This window comes from Micromonospora sp. ABR4_055 (assembly GCF_056160425.1).
This window is the reverse complement of sequence record NZ_JBSWXD010000156.1, coordinates 1-15,843: the sequence shown is the minus strand read 5'-3', so window position 1 is coordinate 15,843 and position 15,843 is coordinate 1. Positions and strand designations below refer to the sequence as shown.

Sequence of the window (15,843 nt, the reverse complement as noted above, 5' to 3'; positions counted from 1 at the left end):
GCGCCGGACAGGCACACCGCGCCCGGCGCGGCGCGCGACGTCAGGCGCAGCGCCCGGCCGGCCGGCACCGCCCACAGCACCGACCGGTCGCCGGCACCGGGCAGCCGGCGCAGCAACGTCGCCGCCTCGGCGGCCGGGATCTGCGCCCGCAGGTCCATTCCCGCCGCGGTCACCTGCACCTCGGCGAAGCCGCGCAGCCAGCGGCGGGGCAGCGGCACCTTCCGTTCGACGACCGAGGAGTCCATCGTCGACACCGTCAGGTCGTCCGGGCCGACCGCCAGATGCAACGGGTCCAGGCCGCCGACCCGGGCCAGCGCGTCGCGCAGCGGCGGGTTGACGTCCACGTTGGTGGTGCCGTGCGCGACGATGTCGCCGTCCAGCCCGTCCGGGGTGACGTCGAGTCGGGCGTACACGCCGCAGCAGCCGGAGAAGGACTCGAACCGCAACCGGTCCCGGCCGCCGGTGACCACCGGGTCGAGGCTGGCCGGGACGACGGGTCGGTGGTAGCGGGTGCGGGCGACCTCGGCGACGGCCAGCAGCCCGGCGGCGGCCGCCACCGGGCGGGTGAGGAACCCGGTGAAGAACCGGGGGTTGGCGGCCGGGCCGCCGCTGGTCTGCAGGGTCAGCGCCCGGCCGGCCAGGGCGGACGGGTTCAGGTACCGGTAGGTCGCGACGGTGTTCACGGTGGCGCACGCTACCCGCCCCGACCGACATCGCCGGTGTCGCCGTAGGTAGCGCCGGCCGCCCGGCCGTCGGGACGCGGTGCGGACACTCGGCGGCGGCCGGTGGCGCAGCCGTACCGCAGCCGTACACTGGTCGCCGGTGTCGGCCGGTCGCGGCGGCGAGTGACAGCGGGGGAGTGCGTACTGATGAGGTCAGGCCTGCCGATCCTGAAGGCGCACGGCTCGCAGAACGACATCCTGGTCGTCGAGGGCCGGCCGGGTGACTACGCCGCCGAGGCGGACGTGCCGCACCTGGTCCGCCAGCTGTGTGACCGGTCCGGGCCGCTCGGCGGCGGTGACGGCGTGTACTTCGTCGATCTCGGCCCGGCGGTGCCGCAGGCGGCGTTCTTCAACCCGGACGGCTCGTTCGCGAAGCTGTGCGGCAACGGGATGCGCTGCGTCGGGCGGCTGGTGCTGGACACCCGCGACGCCGAGCGGGCGGTGGTCCGGGCCGGGGACAGCGACTTCGTGGTGCTGCGGGCCGAGTCGACGCCGGAAGGGGTCCGGCAGACCGCGGTCGAGATGCCGAAGGTGGACTTCGATCCCGTCGAGCCGGTGGTCGCCGTGGCGCAGCCGCACGTCGACACCCCGCTGCCGGTGCTGCACCCGACGTACGGGTTGACCGCGCTCGCCGTACCGAACGACCACCTGGTCGCGGTGGTGGAGAAGTTCGACGAGGCCGAGCTGGTCGCCACCGGGGAGCGGATCACCGCCGCCACGGACGTGGTGCCGCGTGGGGCGAACCTGTCGTTCGTGTTCCCGCTCGACGACGGCGAGATCTACGTGCAGACGTACGAGCGGGGCGCCGGACTGACCCCGTCGTGCGGTTCGGGTGTAGTCGCGTCCCGGGCGGTCTGGTCGCGGCTCGGCCTGGCCGGGTCGGGCGAGCGGATCACCGTCCGTAATCCCGGTGGGGTGGCGACGGCCTGGCTGACCGGCGACCCGGCGGCCTGGCAGGCCACCCTGCAGGGCAACGCGTCGTACGTCTACCGGGCCGATGTCGACCTGGCGGCGGTGATCGCCGGCAGCCTGGCCTCGGTACGGCGGGACACGTTCGTCGACGAAGTCGAGGCGTTCGCCCAGTTGCGGGAGAACAACCACGCCGTGCTGCACGCCGCCGGCGTACACCCTTCGGTCGGCTGATTTCTGACCCGCCGCGGCCCGGATCCGGCCCGTATCCCGCCCGGATCCGGCCCGAAGTCGGGCACTTCCGATTTTCTGACCGGCCACCGACCGGGTGGCGACTGATTCCAGTCTGGTCAGCGTCAACTTCATGACGATGGACATCAATGTGATGTTGAGTGGATCCGGAGTTCGAGCGGTATTGGCAGAAGGTGCCAGCGTCCGGCAACACGAGACAGAATCACATATCTCTACATCAATCTGTTCTAGGCCTAACATCTGTGTCAGTCAGGTACCCGGTCACCGGTCGGCCTGTCACAAACCGGCCTGCCGTGCATCGAAAGGAGGCGGGAGATGACACTCTCCCGGCCATCCCGGCGCCGCTGGCGCCTCGGGCTCACCACTGTCGCGGTAGTGACCGCCGCGCTGGCGTTCGCCGCACCGGCCAACGCCGAACCAGCGGAAGGCCAAATCCTCTACGCGGGCGGTGAGGACACCGTCGCCGGCTCGTACATCGTCGTCTTCGACGAGGACAAGGTGGACAGAGGGACGGTCGGGCGCACCGCCCGTACCCTCGCCGCGAAGCACGACGGCGCGGTGGCGCGCACCTACTCGACCGCGCTGCGTGGCTTCGAGGCCCGGCTGACCGAGAAGGCCGCCAAGCGCCTCGCCGCCCACCCCGCGGTCGACTACGTCCAGCAGAACCGCACGGTCACCCTCGCCGCGACCCAGACCCCCACCCCGTCCTGGGGCCTGGACCGCATCGACCAGACCGCGCTGCCGCTCGACAACAGCTACACCTACCCGAACTCCGGATCCGGCGTCACCGCGTACATCATCGACACCGGCATCCGGTTCGCCCACAACGACTTCGGCGGGCGGGCCGTGACCGGCTTCGACGCGGTCGACGGCGGCAGCGCCGACGACGGCAACGGGCACGGCACCCACGTCGCCGGCACCGTCGGCGGCACCGCGTACGGAGTGGCCAAGGGCGTCACCCTGGTCGGCGTCCGGGTACTCAACAACAGCGGCAGCGGCACCTACGCGGGGGTCATCGCCGGGTCACCGCCGACCACGCCGCCGGCGAACCGGCGGTCGCCACCATGAGTCTCGGCGGCGGTTTCGACCAAGGGGTCAACGACGCGGTGACCCGCTCCATCGCCGACGGGGTGGTCTATTCGCTCGCCGCCGGCAACAGCAACGCCAACGCGTGCAACTACTCGCCGGCCGCCACCCCCGACGCCATCACCGTCGGTGCCACCACCAGCACCGACGCCCGGGCCAGCTACTCCAACTGGGGTACCTGCCTGGACATCTTCGCCCCGGGCAGCAGCACCACCTCCGCCTGGCACACAGCAACACCGCCACCAACACGATCAGCGGCACCTCGATGGCCGCCCCGCACGTCGCCGGGGCGGCAGTGCTGGCGTTGGCGGCCAACCCCGGCTACACCCCGCTGCAGATCCGCGACCTGCTGGTCGACGACGCCACCAGCAACGCGGTCAGCAACCCGGGCACCGGATCACCGAACAAGCTGCTGTACATCGGCGACTTCGAGCCGCCCACCCAGGACTTCACCCTCGCGGTCACCCCGACCAGCGGTGCGGTCGACCCGGGCGACTCGGTGACCGCGACGGTCAGCACCACCACCACGATCGGGGCCCCGCACACCGTCACCCTCGGTGTCACCGGGCTGCCGAGCGGTGCGACGGCCACCTTCAGCCCGTCGTCGGTCACCTCCGGCGGGTCGGCGACGCTGACCATCGCCACCACCACCGGGATCGCCACCGGCGTCTTCCCGCTGACCGTGGTGGGCACCGGGCCGGAGACGGCCCAGTCGGCGCCGTTCACCCTCATCGTCAACGGCCCGCCGGGCTGTTCGCAGACCAACTCGACCGACGTCGCGATCAATGACAACAGTACGGTGGAGAGCTCGATCACCATCACCGGCTGCTCCGGCAACGCCAGCTCGAGCAGCACCATCGAGGTGAACATCTACCACACCTGGATCGGTGACCTGACCGTGTCGCTGATCGCCCCGGACGGCAGCATCAACGTGCTGCACAGCCGGTCCGGCAGCAGCACCGACAACATTGTCGAGACCTACACCCGGGACCTGTCCGTTGAGGTGGCCAACGGCACCTGGAAGCTGCGGGTGCAGGACTCGGCCAGCCTTGACACCGGCTACCTGGACAGCTGGACGCTGAGCCTGTAGCCGAAACAGTGACGGACCGACCGGGACACGTCCCGGTCGGTCCGCCGCTGTCGCTGGTGCGTCGCTGGTCAGCCGTCGAGTTCGTCGGCGAGGTCCTGCAGGTCCTGCATCAGCTCGGCGAAGTCCGCCGTCTCGGCGGCCGGCGGTGCCTCGATGGTGACCGCCTTGCCGTAGTCGGTGTAGTTCATCGTCATGTCGGACATCGTGCCCATGACGAGCTTCACCCGACGTGGCTGGTACTGCTCGTCGACCCACACGTCGACGGCGACCTCGGTGACCTCGGCGGTGGCGAGCTGCTCCTCGATGCCTTCGCGGATCTCGGCCTCGAACTGCTCCAGGTAGCTGTCCACCGGGGTCACCGACGTGTAGTGCACGGTCGGCACGCCGTCGATGGTCTCCTCGCCGACGACGGTGACCTCCGCACCCTCCAGCAGGGTCCGGACGTTCTGCACCGGGTCCAGGCCTTCGAGCTGCTGAGCGAGGTCCTCCGAGGTCGCACCGAGGGCAGCGAAGTCCATCTTGAACCACTTCTTGCCGTCCATCGATGCCTGTTCGGCCTCGGGGATGCTCACGTAGAACGCGCTGCCGATCACCCGTACGGTGATCTCGCCGTCCTCGGGGTCGACCTGGGTCAGCTCGGCGGCCGGTGAGTCGCCGAAGCTGATGACGCCGCTGACGTCGACCGGTTCCCCACCGCTGGTGCCGGTCATCGTCACCGCCGCCGAGTTGGCGCTGGTGGTAGTCTCCACGGTCTTCTGCAGCGAGCCGGTGGCGTCGCTGGCGAGCTGCGCCAGTACGCCGGACGTCTCGGTGCCGCCTTCGTCCGTTGTGGCTGATGAGCCGCCACACGCGGTGACGGCGAGGACCGCTGCCGAGGCACCCGCGAGCAGCGCGGTCCTTATTGCAGTGTGCACGAAGTGAACTCCCAGTCGGTGTGTGCGTGGTTCTGCCGGGCGAAATCCTAGCCGCCGTGCCGTTGGTCCCTGTCCACCGGGCCTGCTGGGTCAGGCCCGGGAGCGCCGGGGTCCGGTGCTGGGATGCGGTGTCGGATTCGGCGTCGTTGGGGCAGCCACCGGCCGCCCTCAGTTCGCGTGCGAGAACCAGTACACCGAGGTTCCAAAGGCAGTGGCGGCGAACGGACGTCGGATGCTGACCATGGAGCCTCCGCCGGTACGGTGACGAGACCGCCAAAGCCTAGGGCGACGCATCGACGCGCTCCACTTCCACCGTCGGTTGTTCCGCGATCCGCATACCTCGACTGCCGTTGTATGTCCGGCATGAGCGAACAGTCAGGTAGCTCCCCGAAGAGTGGGCACGCACCGCCCGATGTAGAGAGCCGTGCGTGCCCACTGGGGAGCGAGTCGGTGGTCAGGAGACAGTCGGTGTCAGCTTGATCAACTCCCAGCCACCCTCCGGCACGTCGTCGGTCGGATCGGTCCGCAGGTTCATCGGATTCGCCATGCCGAGGTACAGCGTCGATCCGTCGGCGACCATCGTGCGGACGCCGTAGTTGAGGTAGTTGCCGCCCAGCCCCTGCGTGTCGACCGCCGTGGCCGGCCGCAGATTGGAGCCGAACATCCACAGGTCACCGCCGTACAGCTGCGGATCGATGGTGATCGGGTCAGGCCCGTCGGTCAACGCGGCGGCCGCCTGCGGATAGCCCATCTCGGCTACGGACTGCGGCAGCAGGTCCTTGGCGAGGTAGCTCCAGTCCATCGTGCCGACGAACAGCCGGCCACCGGACACCGCCATCGTCCAGGTGTAGTTGTTGTAGATGTTGCCGAACCCCATGTGGCCGTACCTGGCCCGGTAGCCGGTGAGCGCCCAGCGCCAGGCACCGGCGCCGTCGTTCGCGCTGGCGTCGTACGCCGGCAGCACCGCCTCGCCGTACAGCAGGTCGACCCGCTGCGTCGCGGTGCCGAACCGCTTGCCCCGGAAGATGCTCACCGCCCGCTGCGACCGCTCCAGCGTCGTGCGGGCCGCCAGCTCGTCGACCGGCGGGTACGCCTCGGCCACCATCGCGGTCGACTTCATCGGCACGTGCATCGTGCCCCAGTAAAGGTACCCACGGTACGAGGCCAGCGCGCCGAGCCCGTACGAGCCGGCGATCACCGGATCCGGCTCGTAGGAGGCGGCACTCCAGACCTGCGTCCACCCAGCGGTGTCGTCCGGGGTCAGACCGGGTTCGGCGGCGGCCAGCGGAGGGCTCATCCACACCCCGGCGACGCCGGGGTCGGCCTCATCGGTGACCCCGATCCGGCCGGTCCGCCGACCGTCGGCGGTACGCGCGCCGGCCGACCCGCTGCCGGCGGCCGACCAGGTGCTGACGAAGACCCGGCCGTCGTGCAGCTCCAGGTCGGCGACCTGCGCCGGCAACTGCCCGACCTCGACGAAGTTGAACGGGTCGGTCCGGTCGCCGGCCCAGCGCAGGATGTGCCCGCCGTCGCGGCCGTTGGGTCCGACACCGACCCCGGCGTACAGCACGTCGTCGGCGACCAGGAAGTGGCGGATGTTGCCGTACTGGGTGAAGTTGGCCGAGCCGAGATAGTCGCCGGTCACCGTGTCGAAGGCGAACATGTTCACCGTGGCTCCGAGCGCCGGCCCGGCCAGCAGCACCACGCCCTGGTGCGTACCGCCGGCCCGCAGACCCAGGGTGCGGCGCAGCCGGGACAGATCGTCGGGCGACGCGGAGGTGATGTCGCTGGTCTTCTCGGTCAACGCGCCGGAGGCCAGGTCGTAGACGTACGCCCGGGGCTGCCGGTGGTCACCGACGCTAACCGGCATGATCGGGTTGTCCTTCGCCACCTGGCTCTCGGCGAACTCGCACACGTAGTCGTCGGTCATCCGGGGATTCGGCAGGGAGAGCGTCGCCCCGGTGACGATGCAGTTGACGTTCGACCCGGTGCCGAACCACAGCCGGTTGTCGGCCTGGGCGAGCGACCACACGTACGCCTGGTTGACCTTGGCCTGGCCGGACTCGCACGCCGGGCCGGCCGGGTAGGGCAGGCCGATACCGGCGAAGCATTCGTCCGGGGTGGCCTTGGCGAGCAGTTCAGTGCCGAATGCCGCCTCGCTGGGCGGCAGTAGCGGCTTGCCGGTGGCCGGTGACGGGGCCATGGCCAGTGCGGCGGGCAGAGCTATGAGGACGGCGGCGGACAGCAGGCGCCGTCGTGATGTCTGAGGCCAGCGCATCGATTCCCTTTCGGTCAGTGCGACCCGACCCGGTGCCGAAGGGCGAGGCCCGGGGTGGACGCTGCGCTGACAGTAAGCTAGATCGATTACCGGTCCATGTCCGACCTCCGGAAAGGTCCGTCGTGGCAGCCGCCGAGCTGTACCCCGGCCGGCCAGCGACGGCGTCGCCGGCCGGGGTACAGCTCAGGTTGGTTCCCGAAGGCTCAGCCGCAGGCCGCGCCGTCAAGGGTGAACCCGCTGGGTGAGGAGCTGTTGCCGGTGTGGGTGGCCTGGAAGCCGATGCTGACCGAGCCTCCCGGTGGGATGACCGGGTGTCTGGTGGGGTGTCCGGCGGGGTGTCCGAGCCGCCTCGTGTCGCGCTGTCGGGTCTGGCGGGGCTTTGGGTGCCCTTCGGAATGCGCGGGTGAAACTCGTATATTTCCTATGGTGGCCCGGTCTGTCATGCGATTCGCGCATCGCTTTATGCTGCAAGAAGAGCCATTGAGGCATGGCTATGTGAAGCCGTATGGTCATGTCACCTGGCAGGACTAACGGATGGTGGTGGTCTCAATGCGGAAGCTGCTCGGCTTCGTCGCGGCACTGGCAATCGGTGTTTCCGCGACATTGTTCTTCGCGCCGTCGGCGCAGGCGACGACGGCAACATTTACCCAGACAAGTTCCTGGTCGACCGGTTATGTCGCCGAGGTTGTCGTCACGAACGACTTCACTGTGCCGATCACCGGCTGGGAGTTGGCCTTCACGCTGCCGGCGGGGTCGACCGTCTCCAACGTATGGAATGCGCAGATCGCGACCAGTACGCCGCACTACACCCTGATCAACACAAGCTGGAACGGATCGCTCGCGCCGGGACAGTCCGTCGCCGTCGGGTTCGTGGTGACCGGCACCGGCCTGCCGACGATCCTCTGGCCGCTGTAGATTCCGCACTCCGGCGTCGGAGCGCCCGCGACGCTTCCGGTCGCTACCGGCCCGACCGGTCACCCGGTCGGGCCGGTGTGATCTCGCCCATCTTCCGCCCCCGTGGGCGCCGGAAGATCTGCCCGGGGGATTGCGTACGCCGGTCAAGTGGTTACGGTCGGCTGACCGTACCGGTGGAAAAGCGGCGAGGTGACCTTGTCTGAGGTAGAACGGAATCGGCCAACCGTGGCGCGACGCGCCCGCCGTACCGTGGATGTGGCACGTTTCGCGAGGTGGCTGGCGGGTCCGGCCGGCACCGGGTTCATCGGCGTCTTGTTCACCGTCGGCACCGCCGCGTTCAGCGCAGCCGGCGGGATCGTCCCGGACCTGGCCGCCGAGGGCTGGTCGCAGGGGCGGGACCGAGTCTGGTGGCTGGTCGTCTTCCTCAGCGTGGCGGTGGCTGCGGTCGCCGCCGGTGCGACGCTGTGGTGGTGGCGCAACCGGCTGCGGGAAACCCGGGGCATCGCGTACGTCGTCAACGAGACGGCCGCCGAGTGGACCCCGGAGCAGAAGGAAGGCTTCCTGAGCGACGTACGGGACCAGTTCGCGGTGTTCCGACCGGTGCCGCCGCTGCGCAGCTTCGATCGGACGGCGGTGTGGCCGCACGGTGAGGAGGCGACCCGCTGGGGGCGTGACATGGACGCCGTGGTCCGGCACTTCCAGGTCGCCAACCACGACCCGGACGGCCGGGACGCCGCGTTGGACCGGTCGCTGTTCGTGTGGGCACCATGGCCGGTGGCGGTCGCGTTCGGACAGCGGACGACGGCGCTCAGCCGGGGCCGGGCGGTGCGGGTCCGCCAGCGGGACAGCTTCGGCCGGCAGGGGCCGGTGCGGGCACGACCGCTGCAGGACGACGGACATTCGTTCCAGCAGCAGATCGAGCGTCCCGGCGACGGGCTGTTCGGCGAGTTGAACGTGCGACGTCACCAGGTGCGGCTGCAGATCAGCCGCAACGGTCAGCCGGACCCGGTAGCCGGGCAGGAGCCGGTGCCCGATATCGCGCCGGGGACCGCGTTGGAACCGGTGCCGGAGGTGCTGCTGCTGGTGCTGCGGACCAACCACAACCGGTTCGGGCTGCTGCCGAGCCTGCCGGTGGACGTCACCGAACGGGCCGCCCACGACGACGCGGCGGCGGGCAGCCGCGAACCGGTCGTCTTCGAGCTGCACGACGCGGTCGGGCTGGGACTGCCGGCGACGATGTCGACGGAGCTACGGGAGTGGCGTTACCTGCCGCCGCCCGGCGAGACCCAGCACCGGTGGGCGGACTATCCGGCGATCGTCGCGGCGGCGGCCCAGTGGGTGGCGGATCAGGCCGCCGCCGCTCCGGAGGCGATCGTCCTGCTCGGCGCGCAGCTGCCGCAGGAGATCTCGGTCGGGCTCGGCATCTGGTCGGCCCGGCAGTACCGCTGGCCGCGGCATGTGTGGCCGATCTACTTCCAGCTCGGTGCGCAGTTCACGATCCCGCAGCTCGATCTGGGTCGCCCCACCTGACACCGGGTCCCGGCCACCGCCGCACGCTCGACGACCGGTTCGACGGCGGGTTCCGACCGGACCGGGCCGTCCCCACCACCGACGACGCGCTGCGTCCCCCGTCCGGGCTGTTCCTGCTCGCGACGCTGAAGGACCGCCCCGTCGGCTGCGTCGCCGTCACCAGGGTCGACGACACGTCAGCGGAAATCCGCCGGCTCTGGGTGTCGTCCGAGCTGCGCGGGCTGGGGATCGGACGGCGGCTGCTCGCCGCGGCCGAAGAGGCTGCGGCGTCGCTCGGGGCGGGCGTCGTACGACTGGACACCAACCGGACCCTCACCGAGGCGATCGGCCTGTACCGGGCTGCCGGATACGACGAGGCCGCCCCGTTCAACGACCAGCCGTACGCGCACCACTGGTTCGTCAAGTCGCTGACCGGCGAGCCGCTGCGCGGCGGCGGCGCCGGCGCCCCACCGGGTCGGGTCGGGTTCGTCGGCCTGGGCATCATGGGGCTGCCCATGGCCCGTCGGCTCGCCCGCAGCGGCGTCGGGCTGACCGTGTGGAGCCGTACCCCGAAGTCCGACGACGAACTCAAGGCGGCCGGCGCCCGTACCGCCGCGAACGTCCCGGAGGTGTTCGCGCAGTGCGACACGGTCATCGTGATGCTGCGTAACGCGGACGCCGTCGACCAGGTCCTCCGTGACGTCCCCGGCGGACTCGCCCACCTCGTCGCCGGACGCACGATCGTCAACATGGGAACACTTCCCCCCGAGTACTCCAAGGCGCTGGCCGACGAGGTCGAAAGCGCTGGCGGACACTACGTCGAAGCCCCGGTCTCCGGCTCCCGCCGCCCGGCGGAGGACGGCAAACTGGTCGCGATGGTGGCGGGCCGCCCCGACGTCGTCCGGCGCACCGTCGCGCTGCTCGACCCGCTGTGCGCGCAGATCACCACCTGCGGGCCGGTGCCGTCCGGGATCACGATGAAGCTCGCCGCCAACGTGTTCCTGATCGCCCTCGTGGCCGGCCTCGCCGAGGCGTTCCACTTCGCCGACCGGCACGGTCTCGACCGGGACCTGCTACGCGGCGTCCTCGACGCGGGTCAGATGTCCTCGGCGATCTCCCGGGTCAAGACCGCGAAGCTGGTCGCCGACGACCTCTCCGCGCAGGCGGCCATCGCCGATGTGCAGATGAACGCCGAGCTCATTGTGGACGCGGCCGCCGCAGTGGGGGCAGGCGTCCCGCTCAGCGAGCTGTGCCTGGCGCTCTACGCCGACGCGGTCAGCCGCGGCGATGGGGACCTCGACATGGTCGGCGTCATCCGTACCATCGCCGGCGGACAGCAGGGTCACTGTCGGTGAGAGTATGGCCACGTGTGCGCCGCACTTGCGGGTTACGTCCGTCATCCGTGGCGGCGCCGCCAGTCACTCTCCTCCCGTTCCAGGGCCTGCTGCTCGGCGAGCCGGTGTTCGCGCAGGTGGTGCCGCCAGACCCCGGACCGCCGGCTGTCGGCGGCGACCCCGGTGACGGTGATTACGGTGAGAAGCAGCAGCGCCGCGAACGCCGGGATCCGGTCGACCACCGGCAGCAGCGCGGCGAGCAGCAGGGCGGGTACGGCCAGGCTGGCGGTGACGCTACGGACGGTCCGTAACTGGAAGGCCGACAACGCCACCAGGTAGAGCAGGACCCCGCCGTACAGCGCACGCAGGTGGATCGACTCGAGCGGGGCGTCATCACCGGTCGACGACGCCCCGGCCAGGAAGGCCAACGTCTGCTTCAACCCGAGGGAGAGCAGGATGATGCCGAACAGCATGGGCAGATGCAGCAGGGTGTAGGCGTCGCGGGCGAGCCGGTCGCGGCGTACCCCGTGAGTGTGGTGCAGCACCTGCTCGGCGGCGTACGACCGGGCGTCGAAGTACGCCCACCACATGGCGCAGATCAGGGCGATGCCGAGCAGCGTCGCGGTGATCACCGGGACGGTGCCCGGCGCCCCGATCGAGGCGCCGGAGCCGAGCCCGAGCGACAGCAGAGCCTCACCGAACCCGATGAGGATGAACTGCGCATGCCGCTCAGTCCAGTGCCCGGCGGAGACCACGGCGAACGGTTCGAGGCGGACGGTGGTCAGGTACGCGACGCCGACGCCGAGGGTCCAGAGCAGAAGGAGCGTGACGACGCCCTCGCTGGGCCACCCCAGGAGCGGTACCGCCGCGGCGACGAACAGCAACGCGGTGCTGGTGGCCAGCACCGGTGTGTCCCTCCACCAGGTGCCCAGTAGTTCGGGGTGCGTCCTCGCGGCGACGCGTAGCGCTGCGGCTTCCAGCAACCAGATCAGCAGGTAGCAGGTGGGGAAGATGAACTCGCCGGGAATGACCTGCGGGACGCCGGGCTGTGCCTGCGGCGGTTCGTCGCCGAGGCCGGGTAGCGTCGCCACGGAGATGAAGACGATCGCCATGATGGTGAAGCCGTGGATCGGCATGATTCCCCAGTCGGCCCGGAGATTGTTCCCCAGCAGGGCGAACCGGGACCAGACCAGCCAGAGCACCGACAGGAGCAGAAAGATCGCCACCAGTCCGAACGGCTTCAGATCCTCGACCGAGGCAGTGGTCACGTGGATGAAGGCGAACACGAAGACCAGGTCGTAGAACAACTCGAGGCGAGAGACTTTCATGCCTGGCGCGGCGGGCATGACCGAAAATGTCGGTTTCGTGGCTTCCACGACCGACAGTATGCGACGGAGGCTGGGGCTTCCGAGCCCGGAACGTTTGCTGCGCGAAGTCGAGGGAACCGCCGTCGTCGTCAGGATCGGGGGCGGAGACCGTCCAGGGACATCAGCGCGGTCGCGGCGGTGCTCGGGTGCCGGCCGCTCGCGGTCGCCACCGCGACGTTCCAGCATGGCGGGTCGGTGATCGGCGCGAAGCGCGCGGCGGTCCGCTTGGTGGTGAAAAACTGCGGTACGACGGCGACGCCCAGCCCGTGGCTGACCAGGTCGAGCAGCCAGTGCACGTCGTTGACCTCGAAGGCGACCCGGCGATCGACACCGGCGACGGCCATCGCCTGGTCGACGACGTCCCGGCTTATCCAGCCCGGGGAGAAGTCGACGAAGGTCTCACCGGCAAGCTCGCCCAGGTCGACCTCGGCACGTTCGCGCAGCGGATGGTCCGGCCCGCAGGCCAGCACCATCGGCTCGGTGCGGATCGGGGCCAGTGTCACACCGGTCGGCGAGCTGGCCGGCATCGACACGAAGGCGAGATCGAGGTCGCCGGTGCGGACCCGCTCGACCAGGTCCGCCGAACCGCCCTGCCGGAGCCGGATCTCGACGCCAGGATGGGCGGCGTGGAACCGGGCCAGCACCGCCGGCAGGTCGACCGCGCCCAGACACTGCAGGGTGCCGACCGCCAGCCGGCCGCGCAGCAGCCCTCGAACCGCGGCCACCGCGTCCTTGGCGGCGGCGACGTTGGACAGGGCATGTCGGGCCTCGGAGAGCAGCGCCCGCCCCTCGTTGGTCAGCTCGACGCTTCGGGTGTTGCGGACGAACAGGCTGGCCCCCAGCTCCCGTTCCAGCGAGCGGATGGACGCCGACAGGCCGGACTGCGCGACGTGCATCCGCTCGGCGGCCCGGGTGAAGTGCCGCTCCTCGGCGACCGCCACGAAGTACTCGAGCTGACGCAGCTCCACGATTCATCACCAAAACTGATCGCCGGGATCGGATCCTTCTGTTGGACAGCTTAACCGCAGGGTAAGAGGGTGGAACCCGGGCGCGTGGGGTACGACAACCGCGCCCACGGACCATCCCGTAGAGGAGACTTCATGCACACCCGTCACATCGGTGACGTCGCCGTCGGGGCGATCGGCCTCGGCGGCATGCCGATGTCCATCGAGGGCCGGCCCGACGAGCAGAGGTCGATCGCCACGATCCACGCCGCGCTGGACGCCGGTGTCACCCTGATCGACACCGCCGACGCCTATCACCTGTACGCCGACGACGTCGGCCACAACGAGTCGTTGATCGCCCACGCCGTGGCGACCTTCGGCGGTGACACGTCCGACGTGCTGATCGCCACCAAGGGCGGCCACCTGCGACCCGGCGACGGCTCGTGGACCAAGAACGGCTCGCCCGACTACCTGAAGAGCGCCTGCGAGGCGTCGCTGAAACGGCTCGGCGTCGAGGCGATCGGCCTCTACCAGTTCCACCGGCCCGACCCCACCGTGCCGTACGCGGACTCGATGGGCGCCATCCGGGACCTGCTCGACGCCGGGAAGATCCGGCTCGCCGGCATCTCCAACGCCGACCCGGAGCAGATCCGGCTCGCCAACGACATCCTCGGCGGCCGGCTGGTCAGCGTACAGAATCAGTTCTCCCCGGCCTTCCGTTCCAGCGAGCCGGAGCTGACGCTCTGCGCCGAGCTGGGCATCGCCTTCCTGCCTTGGAGCCCGCTCGGCGGCATCGCCAGCGCCGCCGACCTGGGGTCGCGGTTCGCGGCGTTCGCTGAGGTCGCGCAGGAGTACGGGGTGAGTCCGCAGCAGGTCTGCCTGGCCTGGCTGCTGGCGAAGGCGCCGGTCGTGGTCCCGATCCCCGGAGCGTCGCGCCCGGAGACGATCCGTGACTCGGCCGCCGCCGCCGACCTCGAACTGTCGGCCGGACACCTGGCCCGCCTCGACCAACCCGCCTGACCGACCAGCCCGCCCGCACCATGCGCAAGATCAAGTGAAGGGCAGATACCTGACAACCGCCGGTTAAGGTGTCTGGCCTTCACTTGATCTTGTCTCGACCCCCGCCCCCGACGACGATCCTGGCTTGTCGAAGGTGGACCGGCTGGCCTACGTTGGTGGGTTCGCCGGGCAGAGGGGAGTGCGTGATGCCGAGCAGGTGGCAGTTCGTGGTGCCGGGGGTCGACACGGCCGGGGTGCGGCTCGAACACGTCCACGCGGTGGTTTCCCGCTGGTTCGATGTGGACGAGGCGGCGCACCGGTCGCATGCGAAGGCGTACAGCGTCAGCCTGCCGGTGGCGCATCCGGCCGGCACCCTGGTCGAGGTCGGCCTGCTCGACGACGCCCTGGTCGACAAGCTGCGGGCCGGGGCGGCGACGGGGGCGGTGATCCGGATCGGTGGTTAGCTCGGCGCGTTGGTCACCGGCGCACGGCAGGTGGCCGGGGTGTCGTGGCTGGAGCTGGGCCGGCCGTCCGGCAACGCGTCGTGGTCGCTGCGGTTCCTGACCCCGACGACGTTCCGGCGCGGCAACGGGTTCACGCCGTGGCCGGACCCATGGTCGGTGGTGGCCGGGCTGCGGGCGGTGTGGCGGGCGAGCGCGCCGGCCGGGCTGCCGGAGCTGGTGCTGCCGCTCCCGGGTGTCGGTGGGCCGGGCATCGGCGGGCCGGGGGAGCGGCCGGACCGGGACGCGCTGTGGGTGAGCGACATCGACGGCACCAGCGACGTGGTCAAGGTCAACGGGCGTACGGTGTCGGGCTTCCTCGGCCGGATCCGCTACGTCTGCGACGGGCCGGCGAGCCTGGTCGGAGCGGTGGACCGGTTGCTGCGGCTGGCCCCGTACAGCGGGGTCGGCGCGCAGCGCGGCCGGGACTTCGGCCTGGCCTGCCTGGAGCCCCGACCCGGTGGTGGCGTCAGGTTTTCCGCCTGCGATCGGCGTACGAACGCAGCGCCCGCAGTAGGTCGATCTTGCGGAAGCCGGGCCAGTAGACATCGCAGAAGTGCAGCTCGGAGTGGGCCGCCTGCCACAGCAGGAAGCCGGACACCCGGCGTTCCCCGCTGGTGCGGATGACGAGATCCGGGTCCGGTTGCCCGCTGGTGTACAGGTGGGCGGCGATCTGGTCGGCGGTCAGCCGCTGCGCGATGTCGTCGAGGGTCGCACCGCGCCGTGCCTGGTCTTCCAACAGCGACCGTACGGCATTGACGATCTCCTCTCGGCCGTCGTAGCCGATGGCCACGGTCAAGTGGTGGCTGGTCTCCCGCTGCCGGGTCGCCTCCTCGGCGAGCTTCAGCGCGTGCCGGGTCGAGTCGGGCAGCACCTCCAACCGGCCGGCCAGGTGCAGCTGCCAGATGTTGTCGTTGGGGGGGAGGCGACACACAAAAAAAAGACGAAGAACCACCCCCCAACTGGCTCAACCCCCCTCAGGCCCCTTTCCGCGCCTTCCCGCCACAACAAAAAAAACACCTGA

The 15,843-nt window shown here is 70.3% G+C and carries 11 protein-coding genes and 4 pseudogenes; 8 read left to right on the top strand and 7 right to left on the bottom strand.

Annotated features, from left to right (window positions below; genetic code table 11):
* Positions 1-683 (bottom strand): annotated as a pseudogene (locus tag ACXAHD_RS26630) (SWIM zinc finger family protein); the annotation flags it as partial.
* 186 nt (positions 684-869) lie between these two features.
* Here ACXAHD_RS26630 and dapF point away from each other — a divergent pair.
* Positions 870-1,865: a diaminopimelate epimerase gene (gene dapF / locus ACXAHD_RS26625; RefSeq protein WP_281554568.1), complete on the top strand. Its 996-nt coding sequence runs from the start codon at positions 870-872 to the stop codon at positions 1,863-1,865.
* Positions 1,866-2,198: 333 nt separating this feature from the next.
* Positions 2,199-4,059, top strand: a pseudogene (locus ACXAHD_RS26620) (S8 family peptidase).
* A 68-nt stretch (positions 4,060-4,127) separates the two neighbouring features.
* On the opposite strand, the gene ACXAHD_RS26615 reads toward ACXAHD_RS26620, so the two are convergent.
* The 3 genes and pseudogenes from ACXAHD_RS26615 to ACXAHD_RS26605 all read right to left on the bottom strand — a co-directional run.
* Positions 4,128-4,973, bottom strand: a complete 846-nt coding sequence (locus ACXAHD_RS26615) for an SCO4651 family lipoprotein (RefSeq protein WP_281554569.1) — start codon at positions 4,971-4,973, stop codon at positions 4,128-4,130.
* A 454-nt stretch (positions 4,974-5,427) separates the two neighbouring features.
* Positions 5,428-7,251 carry a hypothetical protein gene (locus tag ACXAHD_RS26610; RefSeq protein ID WP_475053997.1) on the bottom strand — a complete coding sequence of 608 codons (1,824 nt, stop codon included), beginning with the start codon at positions 7,249-7,251 and terminating at the stop codon, positions 5,428-5,430.
* A gap of 203 nt (positions 7,252-7,454) precedes the next feature.
* Positions 7,455-7,556 (bottom strand): annotated as a pseudogene (locus ACXAHD_RS26605) (cellulose binding domain-containing protein); the annotation flags it as partial.
* 244 nt (positions 7,557-7,800) lie between these two features.
* Between ACXAHD_RS26605 and ACXAHD_RS26600 the strand changes: the two are divergent.
* From ACXAHD_RS26600 to ACXAHD_RS26590, 3 genes are all read left to right on the top strand, one after another.
* Entirely contained in the window at positions 7,801-8,166 is a 366-nt protein-coding gene (locus ACXAHD_RS26600) for a cellulose binding domain-containing protein (protein WP_281554572.1), read from the top strand.
* A 255-nt stretch (positions 8,167-8,421) separates the two neighbouring features.
* Complete coding sequence (locus ACXAHD_RS26595; RefSeq protein ID WP_281554573.1) at positions 8,422-9,696, top strand: hypothetical protein; 1,275 nt, start codon at positions 8,422-8,424, stop codon at positions 9,694-9,696.
* Positions 9,627-11,030, top strand: a complete 1,404-nt coding sequence (locus tag ACXAHD_RS26590; protein WP_281554574.1) for a GNAT family N-acetyltransferase — start codon at positions 9,627-9,629, stop codon at positions 11,028-11,030. Before ACXAHD_RS26595 ends, ACXAHD_RS26590 begins: the two co-directional genes overlap by 70 nt.
* A gap of 41 nt (positions 11,031-11,071) precedes the next feature.
* Here the strand turns inward: ACXAHD_RS26590 and ACXAHD_RS26585 are convergent, their stop codons facing one another.
* Positions 11,072-12,355, bottom strand: coding sequence for a low temperature requirement protein A (locus ACXAHD_RS26585; RefSeq protein ID WP_281554575.1), 1,284 nt, complete (start codon positions 12,353-12,355; stop codon positions 11,072-11,074).
* Between the two features lie 110 nt (positions 12,356-12,465).
* Positions 12,466-13,344 carry a LysR family transcriptional regulator gene (locus ACXAHD_RS26580; protein ID WP_281554576.1) on the bottom strand — a complete coding sequence of 293 codons (879 nt, stop codon included), beginning with the start codon at positions 13,342-13,344 and terminating at the stop codon, positions 12,466-12,468.
* 132 nt (positions 13,345-13,476) lie between these two features.
* Here ACXAHD_RS26580 and ACXAHD_RS26575 point away from each other — a divergent pair, with 132 nt between their 5' ends.
* The 3 genes and pseudogenes from ACXAHD_RS26575 to cas6 form a co-directional block, all read left to right on the top strand.
* Positions 13,477-14,340 carry an aldo/keto reductase gene (locus tag ACXAHD_RS26575; protein WP_281554577.1) on the top strand — a complete coding sequence of 288 codons (864 nt, stop codon included), beginning with the start codon at positions 13,477-13,479 and terminating at the stop codon, positions 14,338-14,340.
* A gap of 185 nt (positions 14,341-14,525) precedes the next feature.
* Complete coding sequence (locus tag ACXAHD_RS26570; RefSeq protein WP_281554578.1) at positions 14,526-14,783, top strand: hypothetical protein; 258 nt, start codon at positions 14,526-14,528, stop codon at positions 14,781-14,783.
* Between the two features lie 30 nt (positions 14,784-14,813).
* Positions 14,814-15,188: pseudogene (gene cas6, locus ACXAHD_RS26565) on the top strand (CRISPR system precrRNA processing endoribonuclease RAMP protein Cas6); the annotation flags it as partial.
* A 100-nt stretch (positions 15,189-15,288) separates the two neighbouring features.
* Here the strand turns inward: cas6 and uppS are convergent.
* Positions 15,289-15,774, bottom strand: coding sequence for a polyprenyl diphosphate synthase (gene uppS / locus ACXAHD_RS26560; protein ID WP_475053990.1), 486 nt, complete (start codon positions 15,772-15,774; stop codon positions 15,289-15,291).
* Positions 15,775-15,843: the final 69 nt, after the last annotated feature.